Source organism: Streptomyces sp. NBC_00620 (genome assembly GCF_026341825.1).
GTDB lineage: Bacteria > Actinomycetota > Actinomycetes > Streptomycetales > Streptomycetaceae > Streptomyces.
On the sequence record NZ_JAPENY010000002.1, the window covers coordinates 2481039 to 2499816 of the forward strand.

15 protein-coding genes and 2 pseudogenes are annotated in these 18778 nt (G+C 69.4%); 9 read left to right on the forward strand and 8 right to left on the reverse strand.

The features are described from left to right. The first annotated feature begins 117 nt into the window (after positions 1-117). Both OG246_RS30405 and OG246_RS30410 read left to right on the forward strand, forming a co-directional pair. A complete protein-coding gene (locus OG246_RS30405) occupies positions 118-1158 on the forward strand; it encodes a medium chain dehydrogenase/reductase family protein (protein ID WP_266470302.1) in 1041 nt (346 codons plus the stop codon). Between the two features lie 124 nt (positions 1159-1282). Beyond that, the gene (locus tag OG246_RS30410) at positions 1283-3313 is read left to right on the forward strand and encodes a phosphocholine-specific phospholipase C (protein WP_266470305.1); all 2031 of its coding nucleotides are present in this window, start codon (positions 1283-1285) and stop codon (positions 3311-3313) included. Here OG246_RS30410 and OG246_RS30415 read toward each other — a convergent pair. Together OG246_RS30415 and OG246_RS30420 are read right to left on the reverse strand one after the other, a co-directional pair. Beyond that, positions 3303-4328, reverse strand: a complete 1026-nt coding sequence (locus OG246_RS30415; protein WP_266470308.1) for a Gfo/Idh/MocA family protein — start codon at positions 4326-4328, stop codon at positions 3303-3305. The two genes, OG246_RS30410 and OG246_RS30415, sit on opposite strands and share 11 nt — an antisense overlap. 52 nt (positions 4329-4380) lie before the next feature. Next, positions 4381-5478 carry a chemotaxis protein gene (locus tag OG246_RS30420; RefSeq protein WP_266470311.1) on the reverse strand — a complete coding sequence of 366 codons (1098 nt, stop codon included), beginning with the start codon at positions 5476-5478 and terminating at the stop codon, positions 4381-4383. Positions 5479-5628: 150 nt separating this feature from the next. Between OG246_RS30420 and OG246_RS30425 the strand changes: the two genes are divergently transcribed. From OG246_RS30425 to OG246_RS30435, 3 genes and pseudogenes are all read left to right on the forward strand, one after another. Further along, positions 5629-6216 (forward strand): amino acid permease, encoded by a 588-nt coding sequence (locus OG246_RS30425; RefSeq protein WP_266470313.1) that lies wholly within the window; start codon positions 5629-5631, stop codon positions 6214-6216. Beyond that, a pseudogene (locus tag OG246_RS30430) lies at positions 6209-7001 on the forward strand (amino acid permease); the annotation flags it as partial. The gene OG246_RS30425 and the pseudogene OG246_RS30430, both read left to right, overlap by 8 nt. Before the next feature lie 53 nt (positions 7002-7054). Beyond that, positions 7055-8317: pseudogene (locus OG246_RS30435) on the forward strand (arginine deiminase). Between the two features lie 31 nt (positions 8318-8348). Here OG246_RS30435 and OG246_RS30440 read toward each other — a convergent pair. Continuing rightward, positions 8349-8876, reverse strand: coding sequence for a DUF4232 domain-containing protein (locus OG246_RS30440; RefSeq protein ID WP_266470315.1), 528 nt, complete (start codon positions 8874-8876; stop codon positions 8349-8351). Between the two features lie 161 nt (positions 8877-9037). Further along, complete coding sequence (locus OG246_RS30445) at positions 9038-10666, reverse strand: alpha/beta hydrolase (RefSeq protein WP_266470317.1); 1629 nt, start codon at positions 10664-10666, stop codon at positions 9038-9040. Positions 10667-10955: 289 nt separating this feature from the next. Here OG246_RS30445 and OG246_RS30450 point away from each other — a divergent pair, with 289 nt between their 5' ends. Continuing rightward, entirely contained in the window at positions 10956-11630 is a 675-nt protein-coding gene (locus OG246_RS30450) for a chaplin (RefSeq protein WP_266470320.1), read from the forward strand. Between the two features lie 63 nt (positions 11631-11693). On the opposite strand, the gene OG246_RS30455 is transcribed toward OG246_RS30450, so the two are convergent. Continuing rightward, positions 11694-12212 (reverse strand): GNAT family N-acetyltransferase, encoded by a 519-nt coding sequence (locus OG246_RS30455; protein WP_266470323.1) that lies wholly within the window; start codon positions 12210-12212, stop codon positions 11694-11696. A gap of 119 nt (positions 12213-12331) precedes the next feature. Here OG246_RS30455 and OG246_RS30460 point away from each other — a divergent pair, with 119 nt between their 5' ends. After that, positions 12332-13186: a GNAT family N-acetyltransferase gene (locus OG246_RS30460; RefSeq protein ID WP_266470326.1), complete on the forward strand. Its 855-nt coding sequence runs from the start codon at positions 12332-12334 to the stop codon at positions 13184-13186. A gap of 40 nt (positions 13187-13226) precedes the next feature. Here OG246_RS30460 and OG246_RS30465 read toward each other — a convergent pair whose 3' ends face one another. Together OG246_RS30465 and OG246_RS30470 are read right to left on the reverse strand one after the other, a co-directional pair. Next, positions 13227-13799 (reverse strand): dihydrofolate reductase family protein, encoded by a 573-nt coding sequence (locus OG246_RS30465; protein ID WP_266470329.1) that lies wholly within the window; start codon positions 13797-13799, stop codon positions 13227-13229. Between the two features lie 172 nt (positions 13800-13971). Beyond that, the gene (locus tag OG246_RS30470) at positions 13972-15216 is read right to left on the reverse strand and encodes an MFS transporter (protein ID WP_266470331.1); all 1245 of its coding nucleotides are present in this window, start codon (positions 15214-15216) and stop codon (positions 13972-13974) included. Between the two features lie 59 nt (positions 15217-15275). On the opposite strand from OG246_RS30470, the gene OG246_RS30475 reads away from it, so the two are divergent. Further along, complete coding sequence (locus OG246_RS30475; protein ID WP_266470334.1) at positions 15276-15659, forward strand: MerR family transcriptional regulator; 384 nt, start codon at positions 15276-15278, stop codon at positions 15657-15659. On the opposite strand, the gene OG246_RS30480 is transcribed toward OG246_RS30475, so the two are convergent. Then, on the reverse strand, positions 15652-16401 hold the full coding sequence (locus tag OG246_RS30480) for an MBL fold metallo-hydrolase (RefSeq protein WP_266470335.1): 750 nt from the start codon (positions 16399-16401) through the stop codon (positions 15652-15654). The genes OG246_RS30475 and OG246_RS30480 overlap by 8 nt on opposite strands. A 252-nt stretch (positions 16402-16653) precedes the next feature. On the opposite strand from OG246_RS30480, the gene OG246_RS30485 reads away from it, so the two are divergent. Further along, positions 16654-18660: an RICIN domain-containing protein gene (locus OG246_RS30485; RefSeq protein WP_266470337.1), complete on the forward strand. Its 2007-nt coding sequence runs from the start codon at positions 16654-16656 to the stop codon at positions 18658-18660. Positions 18661-18778: the final 118 nt, after the last annotated feature.

Here is an 18778-nt window from a genome sequence, read left to right on the forward strand (position 1 = left end):
TCTGCTGCCGGTGGTCCTTGACCTTGAGCTTGACTTACGGAATGTAGAGGAGCAAGCTTTAGTTAGAACCTATCACGAACACGTGAAGCTATTACGAAACGAAGGGCTTTGACCGTCATGAACAGCGAGAACGTGACCGAAGTCGTCCTCCCGGGCGTGGTGGAGCCGTCCGGCCTGGAGATCCGCGTGCGCCCCGCGCCGCAGCCCGCGGCCGGCGAGGTCGTCCTGGCCATGGAGGCGACCGGGGTGTCGTTCGCCGAGCAGCAGATGCGCCGTGGCAAGTACTACGACCAGCCACCGTTCCCCTTCATCCCCGGCTACGACCTGGTCGGAGTCGTCGTCCGGGTCGGCGGGGGAGTGGACGCCACGCTGATCGGCCGCCGCTTCGCCGCGCTGACCAAGGTCGGCGGCTGGGCCAGTCAGGTCGTGCTGCCGGCCACCGACCTGGTCGAGGTCCCCGGCGCACTGGACCCCGCCGACGCCGAGACGGTGGTCGTCAACGGCATCACCGCCTGGCAGATGCTGCACCGCGTCGCCAAGGTCCGCGCCGGACAGACGGTGCTGGTGCACGGCGCGAACGGCGGCGTGGGCTCGACCTTGGTGCAACTGGCCACCCACGCGGGCGTCCGCGTGATCGGCACGGCCTCGCCCCGTCACCACGACGCGGTGCGCGCGCTCGGCGCGCTGCCGCTCGACTACCGTGCGGCCGATCTGCCCGCCAGGGTGCGGGAGTTGGCGCCGGACGGAGTCGACGCCGTCTTCGACCACGTCGGCGGTGACGGGATCGTCGACTCCTTCCGGCTGCTGGCCCGCGGGGGCACGCTCGTCTCGTACGGCAGCGCCGCAACCCGGGACGTCACCGGATCCTCCAAGCTGCCCGTCCTCAAGCTCGTCGGGCGGCTCTTCCTCTGGAAGCTGCTCCCCAACGGCCGGCGGACGCACTTCTACAACATCTGGGCGGGCAAGCGCCGTCCGGCCGCCTTCCACGCCCGCCTCCGCACGGACCTCGGGCAGGTCTTCGCCCTGCTCGCCGACGGCACCATCAAGGCTCAGGTCGCGGCCCGCATCCCGGTCAGCCAGGCCTCGGAGGCCATGCGGCTGGCGGAGTCCGGCACCGTCACCGGCAAGGTGATCCTCGTCCCCGACACCCACATCTGACGTCCATCACGGTTCTACGGCTGTTCATCCCCGCCTCACCACTCAGGCATGGACCTTGACGATCGCCCCGTGCACGCTTGCGCGCGGTGTGCCGCAGGGGCACTCCGGTGACGAGGGCGGGCGAATGACACCGATCAGCCGAAGAGGGTTCGTGGGGCTCGGCGCAACTGTCGCGGCAGGCGCCGCGATGGGCGTCGGTTCGCGGCCGGCCGAAGCCGCAGGGACCGCGGCAACCGCGACCGGCACGATCTCGGACGTACGGCACGTCGTCATCCTCATGCAGGAGAACCGCAGTTTCGACCACTACTTCGGCCGCCTCAACGGCGTCCGCGGCTTCGGCGACCGCAGCGGTATCGCACTGTCCGGCGGCCACTCCGTCTTCAACCAGCCGAACGGCGGCGGCAGACAGTACCCCTGGAAGCTGAGCTCGACGCCCGCCGCCGGCGGCACGGACGGCGAGACCCTCGCGCAGTGCAACGGCGACCTCCCGCATTCCTGGTCCTCGCAGCACTCCGCCTGGAACAAGGGAAGGCTCGACAACTGGGTCTCGGGCGTCGGCAACGTACGCACGATGGGCTATCTCGACCGCTCCGACATCCCGTTCCACTACGCGCTGGCCGACAACTACACCATCTGCGACGCCTACTTCTGCTCCACGCTCAGTGCCACAGGCCCCAACCGCACGTACCTGTGGAGCGGCAAGGTCGACGGCACCAGCTACGACGGCGGCGACGAGTCCGGGCTGACCTGGCAGAACTACGCCGAGGCACTGCAGACGGCCGGAGTGACCTGGAAGGTCTACCAGAACGCCCAGGACAACTACGGCGACAACGGCTGCGCGTACTTCAAGAAGTTCACCGACGCCAAGGCGGGCGACCCACTCCACGACCGAGGCATGTCCTCCGTACCGGCGGTCACCGGCTCCACGCCCGACGACATCGCCGCCGCCATCAAGGCCGACGTCCTCGCGGGCACGCTGCCACAGGTCTCGTGGGTGGTCGCCAACGAGGCCTTCTCCGAGCACCCCTACGCCCCGCCCGGCGACGGCGCCCACTTCGTCGACCTCGTCTACCGCGCTCTCGCCGCCGACCCGGAGGTCTTCGACTCGACCGTCCTGTTCCTCAACTACGACGAGAACGACGGCTTCTTCGACCACGTACCGCCCCCGGCGCCGCCCGCGGGCACGGCGGGGGAGTTCCTCAACGGCGTGCCGTACGGCCTCGGATTCCGCGTACCCATGCTGGTCATCTCGCCCTGGACGCGCGGTGGTTGGGTCTCCTCGGAGGTCTTCGACCACACCTCCGTGCTGCGCTTCCTGGAGACCTGGACCGGCGCGCTCGGCAAGCCCGCCCCCTGCCCCAACATCAGCGCCTGGCGCCGCAAGGTCACCGGCGACCTGACCGGCGTCTTCGACTTCGCGCACCCGGTGTACGGCGCCGCCACGCTGCCCTCGACAAGCGTCATCGGCTTCGGCACCTGCGGCCCGCTGCCCAACCCGGTGCCCACCACCAACGCGCTGCCCGCCCAGGAACCCGGCACCCGCCCCGCCCGCGCCCTCCCGTACCAGCCCAACGGCTACCTGGACCACCTGGAGTTCGGCACCGGCGGCAAGATCCTCGCCTGGTTCACCATGGCCAACCAGGGCACCCCGGCCAGGAGCGCCGCGCACTTCTCCATCCACCCGAACGCCTACCGCGACACCACACCCTGGCAGTACACCGTCGACGCGGGCGGCACGGCCTCCGACTACTTCAACATCGGCACCGGGTACGGCGCAGGGAAGTACGACATTTCCATGACCGGCCCCAACCGCTTCCTGCGCCGCTTCAAGGGCGACGCCACGCAGGCGGGCAAGTCCGCGGAAGTGAGCACCCGTTACGCCACCGAGCCCGGCACCGGGAAGACGGCGATCTATTTCAGGATGGCCAACTCCGCCGCGTCCTCGGTGAAGTTCACGATCACCTCGAACCAGTACCGCGGCGACGGTCCCTGGACGTACACCGTCGCCGCGGGTACCTCGGCGGAGGACTACTTCAACGCCGTCGCGTACCAGGGCGGTTGGTACGACTTCACGGTCACCGTCGACTCCGACGCGAGCTGGTCGCGCCGGTTCACCGGGCACATCGAGACGGGCGCGGCGAGCGTCAGCGGTTGACCGGCTCGTAGAGTTCCGGGCGCGGGGCGAGTTCGACGGTCACCCGGCCGCCGCTCTCCTGCGCCCGGACTCCCGCCTCGGCGACGGCGGACGACGCGTACCCGTCCCAGGCGCTCGGTCCGGTGACCCGGCCCGCGCGGGTGGCGTCCACCCATGCCTGCACCTCACGGTCGTAGGCGTCCGCGAACCGTACGAGGTAGTCCTGCGCGACCTCCTCGTACGCCCCGCCGGCCGTTGTCACGACCATCGTGTGCTCGTCCCCGATCCGCGCGCTCCCGCTCTCGCAGACCGCCTCGCACCGCACCTGGTAGCCGAAGCCGGAGTTGACGAAGATCTCCACGTCCACCAGTGCGCCCTCCGCGGTCTCGAACAGCACGAGCTGGGGGTCGACGAGACCCTCCGGGGCGTGCGAGGACGAGCGCGGGCGCAGCACCGTCACGGCCGTGAGCTCCTGGTCTAGCAGCCAGCGCGCCGCGTCGATCTCGTGCGAGACGGAGCTGTTGACCAGCATCGCGGTGGTGAAACCGGGCGGCGAGGAGACATTGCGGTGCGTGCAGTGGAGCATCAGCGGACGGCCCAGCCGACCGCTGTCCAGCAGCGACTTGAGGCGCTGGTACTCGGCGTCGTACCGGCGCATGAACCCGACCTGCACCAGCCGCCGGCCGAGCCGCGACTCCGCCTCCACCACCCGCAGCGCCCCGGCCGAATCCGGCACCATCGGCTTCTCGCACAGCACCGGCAGACCGCGCGCGAAGGCCGCGAGCAGCGCCTCCTCGTGCGCGGGCCCGGGGGACGCGATCAACACGGCCTGTACGCCGGGTGCGTCCAGCGCGGCCGTCGCGTCGGCGTGGACCGAGACGCCGTCGATTCCGGTCACGACGTCCTTGGCTCGCCCGGTGTCGGGATCGGCGACCGCGGCGACCCGAGCGCCGCCCATCACCCGGTCGATTCGCCGTATGTGGTCGGCACCCATGTGCCCCGCACCCAGGACCGCTACACCCAGTAGTTCACTCACGTGCTCCGCACCTCTCCAGCCGACAGCTCAGGATCATTGTCGGCCGTGGAGATCAGTAACGCAGCACCCCTGCGATCCCTTTCGCGTCCCCGAGACTGCCGTCGGGAACGAAGCGGACCTCGGCGCCGGTCTCCAGACACTGTTCGACGATCTCGTCGACGATGTCCTCGCGGGCGTCCAGGTCGCCGCTCTCGGCCGGGACGAGATGGTCGCCGCCGTTGTCGCGTACGGTCACGCGGTAGTTCTCCTCGACGGCGAGCAGCTGGACGCGGCCCTCGGTCGCGCTCTGCCACACCTCGTCGACTCCGGCGGCGAACGCCTTGCGACCGCGTGCCGTTTCCAGCTCGCGCGCCACCGCGTCGACGTCCTTCTTCGCCTCGGCGGTGATCAGGGGATGCACCGCCTGCCACACGGCGTCGGGTGTGCCGTGCGCGAGGCCGCCGTGCGGGATGTGCGCGGCCTCCTTGGTGACGGTGCCGATCTCGTCGAGGAGGGAGAGAGCGGCGGTCTCACCGGTGACGTACAGCGGCCGGGGGTGCTTGCGCAGGACGGCGCTCACGGCGGTGTCGGCGTCGCGCAGGAAGTGCCGGGTCTGCTCGTCGCGGAAGGTGCTGGGCAGGTCGCCGACGCGTTCCTGGCGCTCGGCGTCCGGGTCCTCCAGGCTCCGTGTGAGCGGAAAGCCGTTGGCGTGCTCCTGGGCGACCCGGTCGGCCCCGCCGTTCCACAGCGTGACCTGGTCGGCCGATACCGACAGCACCCAGAACGGCCGCTCGGAGGCCTGCGCGGCGACGAGATTGCGGGTCAGGAAGGTGTCCGACAGCACCACGCGCTCCGGCACGGTACGGGCCAGCGACCAGACCTGGTGCTCACCGGGGGCGGCGAAGATGGCCAGGCCGTCCTCGGCGTGCGTCAGATCGACCTCCGCGAGGGCGCGGTCGAGCTGCTCGACGAGGTCCATCCGCCGTTCGCGGGTGACCGACGGATCGGCTTCCAGCTGTTTCTTGGCCTCGGCGACCACATTGCGCAGCCGGACCGGATCCTGGGCGTTGTCGGGCTCGCGACGATGTGTCGGCGTCAGCACGGAGACCGCGGGATAGGGCCGGGGCCTGCGCAGTTCGGTCAGGGTGGCGGGACTGAGTGCGTGCTCCATACCTGCACGATAGGACCAATTCGCTTATCGGGCATTTGGTGCATTTGATTGCTAGGGTCGCTCGCGTCGACAGATCGCGTAGTCCTCGTCACCGTCGCCGGACGCCGGTGCCCCACCGTCGTAGGACACCATGACCTGCTTAGGACGCCCATGACGCAGGCCGACGTGGAAGCCAAGGCGCCACCCGCCGCCAAACTCACGCTCCTGACGCTCACCACGATGGTCGTCGGCTCGATGGTCGGAGCCGGCGTCTTCTCACTGCCCCGCCGCTTCGCCCAGGAGACGGGCGTGGCCGGAGCCCTCATCGCGTGGGCCGTCGCCGGCACCGGCATGCTGATGCTCGCCTTCGTCTTCCAGCGCCTCGCCATCCGCAGACCGGACCTCGACGCGGGCGTCTACGCCTACGCGAAGGCCGGCTTCGGCGAGTACCTGGGTTTCTTCTCGGCGTTCGGCTATCGAACATTTGCGCAGTGCTCCACCCTCCAGGGTGGAGGTGAAGGGCATCCTTGGCCCAGCGGCTCCGATGGCCGCAGGGCCACTGCTAACGTCGGCTTGTCTGACAACGTAGTTGGCGGACCTACCGCCGGACGGGCGGGAAGTCACGCCTGTGGAGACCAGGTAAGACCGCTCCTCACGGAACGGCACAGGTCGCTGAAGCAGGAACCCACGGTGGTGTCGCGTCAGCGGTACGGACCGGAGTCGTCGCCCTTCAAGGCGGCGAGGACGTCAATGGGCTAGCGCCTGCGTCGGCAATGCGACGTACTGGGTCCTCAGCATTCCGGCCGTCGGCGCCGTCGCACCCGCGCTGGGCGGCGGCGATACCATATCCGCGCGAACGCGTACTCACGGCACGTCAAACGCCGCGAGGGTGTGGGGCGCGCGACCGTCCTGGAGTTCCCCTGATCGCCGAGCTGCGGCAGCCCTCCATGGCCGAGGTCCTGGAGCACGCCGTCGGCACCTGGGGGCAGGTCTTCGTCAGCGTCGGCCTGATCGTCTCGGTGCTCGGCGCCTATCTGGCCTGGACCCTGATGGCGGCCGAGGTGCTGTTCGTCGCCGCCAAGGACGAGGACATGCCCCGTTTCCTCGGCCGCTCCATCGGCGACGACGTACCCACGCCCGCGCTCGTGATGACGACCCTGCTGACCCAAGTCGTGCTGGTCGTCACCCTGTTCTCGGACGACGCCTTCAACTTCGCGCTCGACCTGACCAGCGCGCTGACACTGATCCCGTTCCTGCTGGCGGCGGGCTTCGCCGTCAAGATCGCCCGCGCGGGCCCCGGCAGCGACCTCCTCGTCGCCGTGCTCGCCACCGTCTACACCGCCTTCCTGTTCTACGCGGCCGGGCTGAAGTACCTCCTTGTCTCGTTCGTCATCTACGCGCCCGCCACGATCCTGTACGTGATGGCCAGGCGCGAGCAGGGCAGACAGCTGTTCTCGCCCCGCGAACTCGTCATCCTCGCCGTCTCGATCGCCGGCGCGATCCTCGGGATCGTCGCTCTGGCGCTGGGCTGGATCAGCCTCTGACCGAAAGGCCCGGAAGACCCGGAAGGCCCGGACGACCTGGAGAAAGGCACACCGTGACCAGTCAGGACAGCACCAACGGGACGGCGTACGGCGTCCACTCCGAGGTCGGCAGGCTGCGCAAGGTGCTGGTCTGCGCGCCCGGCCTCGCACACCGCCGGCTCACCCCCACCAACTCCGACGACCTGCTCTTCGACGACGTCATGTGGGTGGAGAACGCCCAGCGCGACCACGCCGACTTCGTCAACAAGCTGCGTGAACGAGGCGTCGACGTCGTGGAACTGCACGACCTGCTCGCCGAGACGATGGCGATCCCCGCGGCCAGGGACTGGCTCCTGGACCGGAAGATCACCGCCAACGAGGTCGGACTCGGACCCGTCGACGACACCCGGGCCTTCCTGGGGTCCCTCGAACCCGCCACGCTCGCGCGGTACTTGATCGGCGGTCTGGCCACCGGCGACCTGCCGGACGGCTTCCGCTCCGGTCATCTCGCACTCGCCCGCGAGTCGACGGGCGTACGCGAGTACCTGATGCCGCCGCTGCCCAACACGCTCTACACCCGCGACACGACGTGCTGGCTGTACGGCGGCCTCACGCTCAACCCCCTCTACTGGCCCGCCCGGCACGACGAGACCCTCCTGATGAAGGCCATCTACACCTTCCACCCCGACTAGGCCGGCTCCACGGTGTGGTGGGGCGACCCCGAACTCGACTGGCGGCAGGCCACGTTCGAGGGCGGCGACATCATGCCGGTCGGCAACGGTGTCGTCCTCATGGGCATGAGCGAGCGCACCTCACGGCAGGCGATCACCCAGGTCGCGGCCGCGCTGTTCAAGAACGGGGCGGCCGAGCACGTCATCGTCGCCGGTATGCCCAAGTTGCGCTCCGCGATGCACCTCGACACCGTCTTCACGTTTGCCGACCGCGACCTGGTGACCCTCTACCCGGCCATCATGGACGCGGTCCACACCTTCTCCCTCCGCCCGAGCGACAAGGCCCCCGGCATCGAACTCACCGACGAGGGCTCGCGCCCCTTCACCGAAGTCGTCGCCAAGGCCCTCGGGTTGCCGCAGCTGCGCGTCGTCGAGACCGGCGGAGACGTGTACGCCTCCGAGCGCCAGCAGTGGGACAGCGGCAACAACGCCGTCGCCCTGGAACCCGGTGTGGTCTTCACCTACGACCGCAACACCCAGACCAACACACTGCTGAGGAAGGCCGGCGTCGAGGTCATCACCATCGTCGGCGCCGAGTTGGGGCGCGGCCGGGGCGGCGGCCACTGCATGACGTGCCCGATCGTGCGGGACCCCGTCGAGTTCTGAGCGGCTCGCCGGCCCCTCCGCGCCCCGGACTTCATGCCTGGTTGAGCCCGAGTGCCTTGTCCGCGGCGGCCACCGACGGCTTCCACCATGTCGTCACCGGCTCCCATACGCGCACGGCGTCACCGGCGCCCAGTTCCTTCGCCGTGAAGGTGCGGCCGAACCGCGCCGGATCGGCGGAGACGGTGATCGAGTCCACCCGACGGGCCTCGGGGTCGGCCAGGTCGGCGATCGTGCGTACGGCGGCGTACGCCGTCCTGCCCGCGCCGATCCGGTACGGCCCGCTGTCCCCGGCGGGCACCGGCTGGGCCGCGCCGTCGAGGTCCCCGAAGGTGACGGTCGGGATGCGGTCGACGGTGCAGGTCCGCTTCGAGTGGTTGGTGACGCTGATGTGTACGACGGTGGGGTTCGCGGCCTGGTGCGCCGCCACGGCGAGGGCCTTCTCCGGGCAGGCGGCGACCCTGGTGGTGGCGGAGCTCTGGGCTACGGCCGAGCCCTGAGGCGCGGCGACGAGCAGTGCCGCGGCGGCGGTCGCGAGGGCGAGGACGGGACGGATGCGCATCAGTGGTGTTCCCCCTGTGATGGACGTGTATACGGGTACTGCGGCGTGCCCGGTCGAGGCGACGCCCGCACAGTGTGACGGCCGGGGGGTTCGAGGGGTTGTAGCCGACTTGTCCGTGTTACGTGGCTGTTGCATTTCCCGGTGCATCCTCGCCCCCGGGTTCAGTCGCCCGAGTCCGGCGGCCCGCAGGAGCTGCCGTTGTCCGGCAGGGAGCCGTACAGCAGGAAGTCGTCGACCTTCTGATGCACGCACTCGGAGGACGCGTACCCGGTGTGTCCGTCGCCCTTGTTGTCCAGCACGACCGCCGAGGAGCCGAGCCGCTCGGCGGTCTCCAGGGCCCAGCGGTACGGAGTGGCGGGGTCGCCGCGGGTGCCGACGAGGAGCATCTTCGGGGTGTCGACGTCGCGTACTTCGTCGCGTATGTAGTCGGTGCCCTTGGGGCGGCCGTAGCACGTCAGTACCTGGGTGAGCCGGTACTCGCCGAAGACAGGGGACACCTGCGCGTACTCGGCGCGCAGCGAGTCGATCTCCCTGGTGACCTGGTCGGCGGTGGGCCGGTCGGGGTCGTCCGCGCAGTTGATCGCCATCAGCGCGGCCGGGAGGTTGTCGATGGGGACGTCCACCGGGTCGACGAGACCGCCGTCCGGGCTGGCCGTCACGGTCAGCTCGTCGTCCTTGCGGGGTGCCACCGCCGGTCCGCCCGGCTGGGTGCTCCCGGCGGTGTCGGGGAGGGCCGCGCCGCCCGACAACTGCATGAGCCAGCGGGTGTCGCCGTCCTGGAGCAGGGAGTTGAGGGCCTGCGCGAGCGTGGGCCACATCTGGCGGCTGTACAGGGCCTGACTTATGGCGCCCACGAGGTCCTGGCCGGAGAACTCCTGGCCGAAGTCGGCCGGAACCGGGTCCGCGTCGAGCGAGTCGACGAGCTGGACGACCTGTTTTCGGGCGCTGCGCGGATCCTGCCCGAACGGACAGGACAGATCCTTGGTGCACCAGGTGAGGAAGTCCTCCAGCGCGGTCTGCTGGCCCGCGGCGCCCACCAGTCCCTGCTCGGACAGCGGTTCGGTGAGCGTGTCCACGCCGTCGAGGACCAACCGGCCCGTCTTCTTGGGGAACTGGGCCGCGTACACCGCGCCCAGACGCGTTCCGTAGGAGAAGCCGAGGTAGTTGAGCTTCTTGTCGCCGAGCGCCTGCCGCATCACGTCCATGTCCCGGGAGGCGTTGACCGTGCCTATGTGGGCCAGCACGGGTCCCGAGTGCTTGGCGCATTCGTCGGCGGTCTTCCGCAACGCCTTGAGGGCGGCCTGCGGATCGCCGCTGTCGGTGGTGCCGTCCGTCGTGCCGTAGTACTCGTCGCCGCCCTCGCCACAACTGACGGGCGAGGACTGGCCGACGCCTCTGGGATCGAAGGTGACCACGTCGTAGCCGTTCGTCAGATGCATGAAGTCCTCACCTCCGAAGGCGAGTTGAGGGATTCCCGCGCCTCCGGGCCCGCCGAAGTTCAGTAGCACCGAACCCCTCGACTTTCCCGTCGCGCGGTAGCGGGCCATCGCCACGTCGAGCGTTCCGTCACCCGGGTTCGCGTAGTCCAGCGGGACGGTCACCTTCCCGCACTGCAGGTCCTCGGGCATGCCGTAGCCCTCGCACGCGGCCCACTTGATGCGCTGGCCGTAGAAGCGTGACAGGTCTGGTGTGTCGGCGGCCCTCGCCGCCGAAGGCAGTCCGGCCACCAGCAGGGCCAGCGTCACGGTCGTGGCTCCGGCGAACGCGCAGCGTTGGTGCACGGACAGCATGCATGCCTCCAGGACGCCCGGCTGCCCCCTCGCTCACGATAAGGGCGGGTCCCGGTGGACGCCTCTGGGCGAGCGGAACGGGCCGCGGTGCCTTACCCTGCGCGCCTTGCACGGGGCAGATCCGTACGCTCCGCAAGCGCCGATGGCCCTCGCACGAGCCGCCTCACCAGTTCGATAACCATGACGCTCGATGGGGTGAAAGACCGATTAGCCATAACTCGGATGGTTCTCTCGCGTTTTATGGCATGCGGGCGACCGCCCGCGACCATGTCTGGAAGGCAGGGACCCTATGAAACGGGTTACCCGAAATGGATTGATCGCAGCAGCCGCCGCCTCGGGAGCGATGGCCGTGACCATGCCGGCGTACGCCGACTCCGCGGCGGACGGCACCGCGGCGGGCTCGCCCGGGCTGATCTCCGGCAACACCATCCAGCTCCCGGTGCACGTTCCCGTGAACGTGTGCGGGAACACCGTGAACGTCGTCGGGGTCCTCAACCCGGCGGCGGGCAACAGCTGTGCCAACGAGGGCGGCGGCGGGGCCGAGGCGCCCGGTGGAACGCAGGGCGGTGCGGTGGAGAACGGCAGCGGAGGTGCCGCCGCGCAGAGCAGCGGAAAGGATTCGCCAGGTGTGCTCTCGGGCAACGGCGTGCAGCTTCCCGTGCATCTCCCGGTCAACGTCACCGGCAACTCCGTGAGCGTCGTCGGCATCGGCAACGCGGCCGTCGGCAACGAGTCCACGAACACCTCCGGCGGCCGGCCCGACCGCCCCGTCAAGCCCGCGCCGAAGCCGTCCGCACCGCCCGCCAAGGCGCAGTACGCGCCTCCCGGCACGCCGTCGGGGCCCGTGGCCTCCCTCGCTCAGACCGGCGCGGACCAGATGGCGCCCGCGATCGCCGGGAGCGCGGCGCTGGTCCTGGGCGGAGCCGTCCTGTACCGGCGATTCCGGCCCGCCGCCACTCGCTGACCAGGGCCCGGCAAGAGCGGAAGGCCCCACCGGACTCGTGACCGGTGGGGCCTTGACGACTCCTCAGCCCAGCTCGCCGCGGAGGATGCCGTACCGCACGCCGTCGCGCCAGTGACCGTCGCGGAACACGACACTGCGCAGCACGCCCTCGCGGGTGAACCCGACCTTCTCCAGGGCGCGTTGCTCGGCGATGTTGTCCACCTCGGTATCGGCCTCGATACGTATCACCAGCGTGTGGGCGAAGAGGTACTGGACCAGTTGCCGCTGGGCTTCGGTGCCAACTCCCTTGCCGCGTGTCTCGGGCAGCAGCCCGATACCCATGTTCCAGTAGTGAGTGGTCCGGCTGGAGACGATCTTCCGCCAGGCGACGAATCCCAGCCGCTCGTCGTCACGCACCACCATCAGATATCCCGAATCCTCGGTGATCAGACCGTTCTCCGCCCACTGGCGCCGCCAGCGCCCGATGTCCCACCAGCCGAACCACTGGAAGGGTTCGGCCGTCTCCGGCTCCATGAGGAACCGCTCCATGACGGACAGGTCGTCCTCGGCCACCGGGCGCAAAGTCACGTGGTTGATGCTCATGAGCGTCAACCTTATGAGCGCGGTTTTCGCCAGTGATCCCGTGGAGATCGGGAAGAATTGCCGAGGTGCGGACGGTAACCACAGCCCGCGACGCCACCCCGACGAAAGGAAGCACCCGCATGACCACTCCGGGACCCGAAGACCTCGTCGTCACTCAGGCCTCGCTCGACGAGTGGAAAGTGGTCCGCGGATGGGCGGCGGACGAGGGATGGAATCCCGGTCTGTCCGACAGCGTGAGCTTCTTCGCCCAGGATCCGGAGGGGTTCTTCATCGGGCGGCTCGGCGGCGAACCGGTCTCGGCCGTCTCGGTCGTCAACTACGGCGCCGACTACGCCTTCCTGGGCTTCTACCTCGTACGCCCCGACCTGCGCGGACGCGGTTACGGCATCACCACCTGGAAGACTGCCCTGGCGCACGCCGGCGGTCGGACCGTCGGTCTCGACGGGGTGGTCGCGCAGCAGGACAAATACCGTCAGTCCGGCTTCGAACTCGCTTACCGCACCTCCCGGTTCGGTGGAGTCGCGCCCGTGGGGGAGACCCCGACGGGGGTCCGGCCCGCCGAGGCGACGGACCTCGCGGCCGTCACGGCGTACGACAGCGCCTGCTACCCGGCCGACCGGCCGCGGTTCCTGGAGTCGTGGCTGAGCGGCCCGGACCACCGTGCCTTCGTCCGCCGCACCGACGGACGTCTCAGCGGGTACGGCGTGATCCGCCCGGGCCGTGACGCCCTGCGCATCGGCCCGCTGTTCGCCGACACCGCCGAGGACGCCCGGGCGCTGTTCGTCGCGCTGACCGGCGAGGCCGCCGGGAGGGAGGTCGCCATCGACATCCCCGGAACGAACGCGGCCGGAGTCGCGCTTGCCCAGGAGTTCGGCCTCACACCCTCTTTCGACACCGCCCGTATGTACACGGGTACGGTCAGGCCGTTCGCGGGTGAGCGCGTGTACGGCGTCACCACCCTCGAACTCGGCTAGGGCGTTTCGTTCGGACGGCAGGGCGAGTGCGGGAGCCTTGTCAGCGGACGACGTCGAATACGTTCTTCTGCAGGCCGTTGGCGTAGGCCTCGTGCTCGACCAGCTTCAGTTTCTGGGTGTCCTTGTCCGTGGCGCTGAACAGACGCTTGCCCGCGCCGAGCAGGAGCGGGAAGACGAGCAGGTGGTAACGGTCGATCAAGCCGGCATCCGACAGGCCCTGGTTGAGGGCGGCGCTGCCGTGGACGATGATCGGGCCGCCCTCGGTCTCCTTCAACGCGGCGACCTCGTCGAGCGAGCGCAGGATCGTGGTCTCGCCCCAGTTGGAAACCAGGTCGTCCTCGGTGAGGGTGGTGGAGACGACGTACTTCGGCATCACCTTGTAGTCGGCGAACTCCTCCATGTCCGGCCACACCGGGCTGAACGCCTCGTAGCTGAGTCTGCCCAGCAACATCGCGGTGGCTTCCTTCTGCTCCCGACCCTTGATGTCGAACGCTTCGGGGAGGAACTCCATGTCCTTGAAGGTCCAACCGGAGTTCCGGTAACCGGGCTCGCCGCCCGGGGCCTCCACGACGCCGTCGAGGGAGACGAAAGCGGTGCTGATCAAGGTGCGCATCTAAGGTTCCTCGGTGTCTCGTGTCTGGTGCTCGGCAGGTTCGGTCGGTGTGCGTTCCGTCCGCACTTGCGGCTGCGGCGCACCAACCATGTTCTCTGACTGCTGATCGCGGAGAAACTCATCGGTCGTCGCCCGCCCCTCCCGGCGGCCTCGACGATCCGAACGAAACAGCCTAGGAACACGTGCCGTTGGTGGTGACGGCCGTCTTTGGCCAACTCCCTGTGAGGCGCCGCACGGGAAAGGCCCGCCGGCGCCCCACCGCCACGACGGCCAGCGCGGCCGCGATCAGCGGCAGTGAAGTCCAGGGCAGGGCCCCGGCGCCCGCACCCTCCAGGACGAGTCCACCGGTGAACGATCCGGCCGCGATGCCCGCGTTGTACACCGTGGCCTGCAACGACGTGGCCACATCGGCGTTGGCGGGGCCGGAGGCGTCCACCAGCGCGGTCTGGATCAGGGTCGGTGCCCCGCCGAACGCGGCGCCCCACAGAGCCACCGATACGAGGAGTACGGCGGGGCTGCCCGCGTACAGACCCAGGATGAGGAAGGCGCACGCGATCGTGGCGAGCGCCATCAGCAGCGTCCGTCGCAGGTATGTGTCGACCAGTACGCCGGTGATCCAGATCCCGACGACAGTGGCCACCCCGAACACCAGCAGGACAAGACCGGTGTGGCCGAACCCCACATGCTCCGCGAACGGGGCGGCGTATGTGTACATCACCTGGTGCCCCAGAAGCAGCAGCAAGGTGACGGACAGGACGGTCGCGATCCCTGGCAGTGCGGCGACCCGGTGCAACGGCACGCGTGCGCCCGCCGCCTCACCGGGGAAGTCCGGAACCCGTCGGCGCACCCAGACCACGAGCAGCACGGCGCCGAAGGCCGACAGCGCGAAGACCGCGCGCCAGCCCAGGACTTCGGCCAGCGCGGTGCCCGCCGGGACCCCCAGCGACAGGGCGAGCGTGATCCCCGCGAGGACGATCGCGATGGCGCGGCCGCGCCGCTCGGCGGGCACCATACGGGCCGCGTACCCGACGAGCATCGCCCACATGACGCCGCCCATCACCCCGGCCGCGAGCCGGGCCGCGAAGGTGAGCGCGTACGCGGACGACAGCGCGGTGACCGCGTTGCAGCAGGCGAAGCCCACGAGCGCGCCGATCAGTACCCGGCGGCGCGGCAGACCGCGCAACGCGGCGGTGAGCGGCACGGCGGCCAGGAAGGAGGCGAGCGCGTAACCGGTCACCAGGAAGCCGGCCCGCCCCTCCGAGACGCTCAGGTCCGATGCCATCCGAGGCAGCAGACCGGCGGGCAGCAGTTCGGTCATGACGGCGGTGAAGGCGGCCGTGGACAGGGCCAGGAGCCCTGAGAGCGGGAGCGCGGCGGCAGGCGTGGACGTGCTGCCGGTGGGCGGGGCGACGGTCATGGGACCATGCTGAAACCTTCACATCAGTGTGAAGGCAAGCTCGGTCTCCAGGGGGAGCCATGAAGATCGGTGAACTGTCGCGCCGGACCGGCGTCCCCACCAGGATGCTGCGGTACTACGAGGAGCAGAACCTGCTCCACCCGGCGCGGGGCGAGAACGGCTATCGCGAGTACGGCGACGCCGCCGTCCAGTGCGTTCAGCAGATCCGCGGGCTGCTCGACTCCGGGCTCACCACCGAGATCATCCGCGCCATCCTGCCGTTTCTGTCCGGCCCCGGCGAGATCCACCTCCACCCCGAATGCCTGACCGCCGAGACGGCCGGGCTGCTGCGCGACGAGATCGACCGCATCCAGAGCCGCATCGACTGCCTGGCCCGCAACCGGGACGCACTGCGGGCCTATCTGACGGCGGTGCAGTCGGACGGGCCGGCCCCCGTCAGCTAGCCAGCTCCCGTGCCCGTCCCGCGGCCTCGCGTACGGGGCCCCGGTGCATGGGACCGTGCCCGGGGACCAGGACATCCGCGGCGAGGGCCTCGATGTCCGCGAGCGACGCGTAGGCCTGCTCGCGCTCGGCGTCGAACATCGCGGGCAGGAGCTGCGGACCCCGTACCCGTGACGTGGGGTGGGCGCTGACCAGCGCGTCGCCGGAGATCAGGATCCCGGCGTCCGGGAGGTGGAACACGCAGTGCCCCGCCGTATGACCGGGCGTGTGCACCGGGACGGGACGGCCGGGCAGATCCAGCGGGCCCTTCCTGGGGAACGGCTCGGGCCTGGTCATCCGGACGTCCTTCTTGCCGCCCGACTTGATGGCGTGCAGCGCCCACGGCAGTACACCCGGCCGCCACGCCTCGCGCAGCACCTGGCCGACGCTCACTTGGTGCAGGAACTCCCGGCGCGCGTGCGGCAGTTCGGCCTCGTGCAGGTAGACGGGGATGCCGAACGTGCTGCTGAGGTGTTCGGCCGAACCGAGGTGGTCGTTGTGCGCGTGCGTGATGAGGACGCCCGTGACGGCCTCGGGCGCGTGACCGAGAGCGTCCAGGGAGGCCAGGACCGCCTGACGGTCGCCGGGGTAACCCGTGTCGACCAGGGTGACGGCGTCGCCCTCGGTCAGGATCACCCAGTTCGTGTTGCTGCCGTGCACCAGATGAACTCCGGCAGCCACCTCCACCATCGCGCCGTCGCGCATGGCTCTCTCCCGACGTTTGAGATCTGTTCCGGCCCGAGTACGGCCGTGTCACGTGGAAGGTATCGCGTGTTCTGGAGGGCGTGACGACGGCAGTTCAGCCGCTCTCCGGGGGCCTTCGCCGGATGTGTTGGCCGAACGTGAACGGAAGTTGTGGTTCAGGGACTTGACGTGCTCGTGACGAGGCGCTGCCATATGGCGAGTCTCGTTGACTTTTGTTCGACTCTGCGAACAAACCGCTCAAGGGAGAGCCGCATGTCCACTATTTCGAACACGTCGCGTCTCAGGCGTCTCTTGAGACGTGCGGTCGTCCAGTGTGCCGTCCTGTGTCTCGCCATCGCGGGGCTGGCCGGCCTGGGCCGGTCGGCCGAGCCGCTCGCGGCCGAGCCGGCCGCCGTCAGCACCAACCAGATCGGGGTCAACCCCGCCCCGATGGGCTGGGCTTCCTGGAACAGCTTCGCGAGCATCATCGACTTCGACACGATCAAGGCCCAGGCCGACGCCCTCGTGTCATCGGGAATGGCGGCCGCGGGCTACAAGTACGTCAACATCGACGAGGGCTGGTGGGTGGGCACCCGCGACAGTGCCGGCAACATCACCGTCGACACCGAGCAGTGGCCCGGCGGGATGAAGGCCATCGCCGACTACATCCACAGCAAGGGCCTCAAGGCCGGGATCTACACCGACGCCGGCAAGAACGGCTGCGGCTACTACTACCCGACCCCGGACACCGTGCCCGCCGCGCCCAACACCGGTATGGAGGGCCACAACCAGCAGGACCTGGAGGCCTTCCAGAACTGGGGCTTCGACTTCGTCAAGGTCGACTGGTGCGGCGGTGACGCGGAGGGCCTCGACCAGGAGGCGACGTACAAGGCGATCAGCGCCGCCAACACCGCCGCGACCGCCGTCACCGGACGCTCGCTCGTGCTGTCGCTGTGCGAGTGGGGCACGGGCAATCCCTGGAACTGGGCGGCGGGCACCGGTGACATGTGGCGCACCAGCACCGACATCGTCTTCTGGCCCAGCAACCCGACGATGTCGAGCATTCTGGCCAACTTCGACAAGTCCCTGCACCCCGCGGCTCAGCACACCGGCTACTACAACGACCCGGACATGATGACGGTCGGCATGACCGGTCTGAGCGCCGCGCAGAACCGCACCCATATGGGGCTGTGGGCGATCGCCGGCGCACCACTGCTCGCGGGCAACAACCTTGCCACCATGAGTTCTTCGACCGCCTCGATCCTCACCAACCGCGAGGTCATCGCGATCGACCAGGACGCACGCGGTCTGCAGGGCGTCGAAGTCGCCGAGGACAGCACGGGGTTGCAGGTTTACAGCAAGATCCTCTCCGGCACCGGCAAGCGCGCGGTCCTGCTCCTGAACCGCACCTCCGCGGCGGCCAACATCACCGCCCGCTGGCAGGACTTGGGGCTGACCACGGCGTCGGCCGCGGTGCGTAACGTGTGGTCGGCGTCCAACGTCGGTTCGTACGCGACGAGTTACACCGCCGCGGTTCCCGCCGGGGAGGCCGTCCTGCTCACCGTCTCCGGCACGGAGGGCGCCGGGACGACGTACGAGGACACCACCACGGCCACGACACCGACGTTCACCGGCGTCACCGTGGCCAACGCGGGCACGAAGCTGATCGACGTCACCTACGCCAACTCCGGTACCACGGCCCGCAAGGCGACCTTCAAGGTCAACGACCAGTACACGCAGACGCTCTCCCTGCCGCCCACCGGTTCGGCGACCACGTACCGCACGGTGTCCGTCCTGGCGCATCTGGCGAAGGGGTCGAACACGCTGGCCTTCGGGACATCCGGGACCGCGCCCGACATCGACGCCGTGGCCGTCCGCGCCATCCCGGGCACCAACGGCACGGCGATCGTCGGCACCGGCTCCGGGCGCTGCCTCGACTTCTTCAAGAGCACCATCACCAACAACACCCAGGCCGAACTCTGGGACTGCGGCGGAGGCCAGAACCAGACGTTCACGTACACCTCGCGCGGCGAACTCGTGGTCTACGGCAACAAGTGCCTCGACGCCTACAACAGCGGCACCGCGAACGGCACCCGCGTCGTCATCTGGGACTGCCACGGCGGCACCAACCAGAAGTGGACGGTCAACACCAACGGCACCATCACCAACAACGTCTCGGGCCTGTGCCTCGACGCGCTCGGCAACGGCACCGCCAACGGCACGCTGATCGACCTGTGGACGTGCAACGGGGGAGCGAACCAGCAGTGGACCCGCAACTGACCGGCCGCTGACCTCGGCATATCCGGTACCGCGGGGCGGGACGGCCATGGTGGACGAGCATGGTCAACAATTGTGCGTCACATCTTGCTGACAACCTGCGTGGCCGGTTACGGTCACC

Bases quoted from the DNA above. Each gene is read 5' to 3' on its own strand.
- OG246_RS30455 (WP_266470323.1), bottom strand. From the start codon at position 12,212: ATGAGCATCAACCACGTGACTTTGCGCCCGGTGGCCGAGGACGACCTG.
- OG246_RS30410 (WP_266470305.1), top strand. From the start codon at position 1,283: ATGACACCGATCAGCCGAAGAGGGTTCGTGGGGCTCGGCGCAACTGTC.
- OG246_RS30480 (WP_266470335.1), bottom strand. From the start codon at position 16,401: ATGCGCGACGGCGCGATGGTGGAGGTGGCTGCCGGAGTTCATCTGGTG.
- OG246_RS30450 (WP_266470320.1), top strand. From the start codon at position 10,956: ATGAAACGGGTTACCCGAAATGGATTGATCGCAGCAGCCGCCGCCTCG.
- OG246_RS30485 (WP_266470337.1), top strand. From the start codon at position 16,654: ATGTCCACTATTTCGAACACGTCGCGTCTCAGGCGTCTCTTGAGACGT.
- OG246_RS30420 (WP_266470311.1), bottom strand. From the start codon at position 5,478: ATGGAGCACGCACTCAGTCCCGCCACCCTGACCGAACTGCGCAGGCCC.
- OG246_RS30475 (WP_266470334.1), top strand. From the start codon at position 15,276: ATGAAGATCGGTGAACTGTCGCGCCGGACCGGCGTCCCCACCAGGATG.
- OG246_RS30425 (WP_266470313.1), top strand. From the start codon at position 5,629: ATGACGCAGGCCGACGTGGAAGCCAAGGCGCCACCCGCCGCCAAACTC.
- OG246_RS30440 (WP_266470315.1), bottom strand. From the start codon at position 8,876: ATGCGCATCCGTCCCGTCCTCGCCCTCGCGACCGCCGCCGCGGCACTG.
- OG246_RS30465 (WP_266470329.1), bottom strand. From the start codon at position 13,799: ATGCGCACCTTGATCAGCACCGCTTTCGTCTCCCTCGACGGCGTCGTG.
- OG246_RS30405 (WP_266470302.1), top strand. From the start codon at position 118: ATGAACAGCGAGAACGTGACCGAAGTCGTCCTCCCGGGCGTGGTGGAG.
- OG246_RS30460 (WP_266470326.1), top strand. From the start codon at position 12,332: ATGACCACTCCGGGACCCGAAGACCTCGTCGTCACTCAGGCCTCGCTC.
- OG246_RS30470 (WP_266470331.1), bottom strand. From the start codon at position 15,216: ATGACCGTCGCCCCGCCCACCGGCAGCACGTCCACGCCTGCCGCCGCG.
- OG246_RS30445 (WP_266470317.1), bottom strand. From the start codon at position 10,666: ATGCTGTCCGTGCACCAACGCTGCGCGTTCGCCGGAGCCACGACCGTG.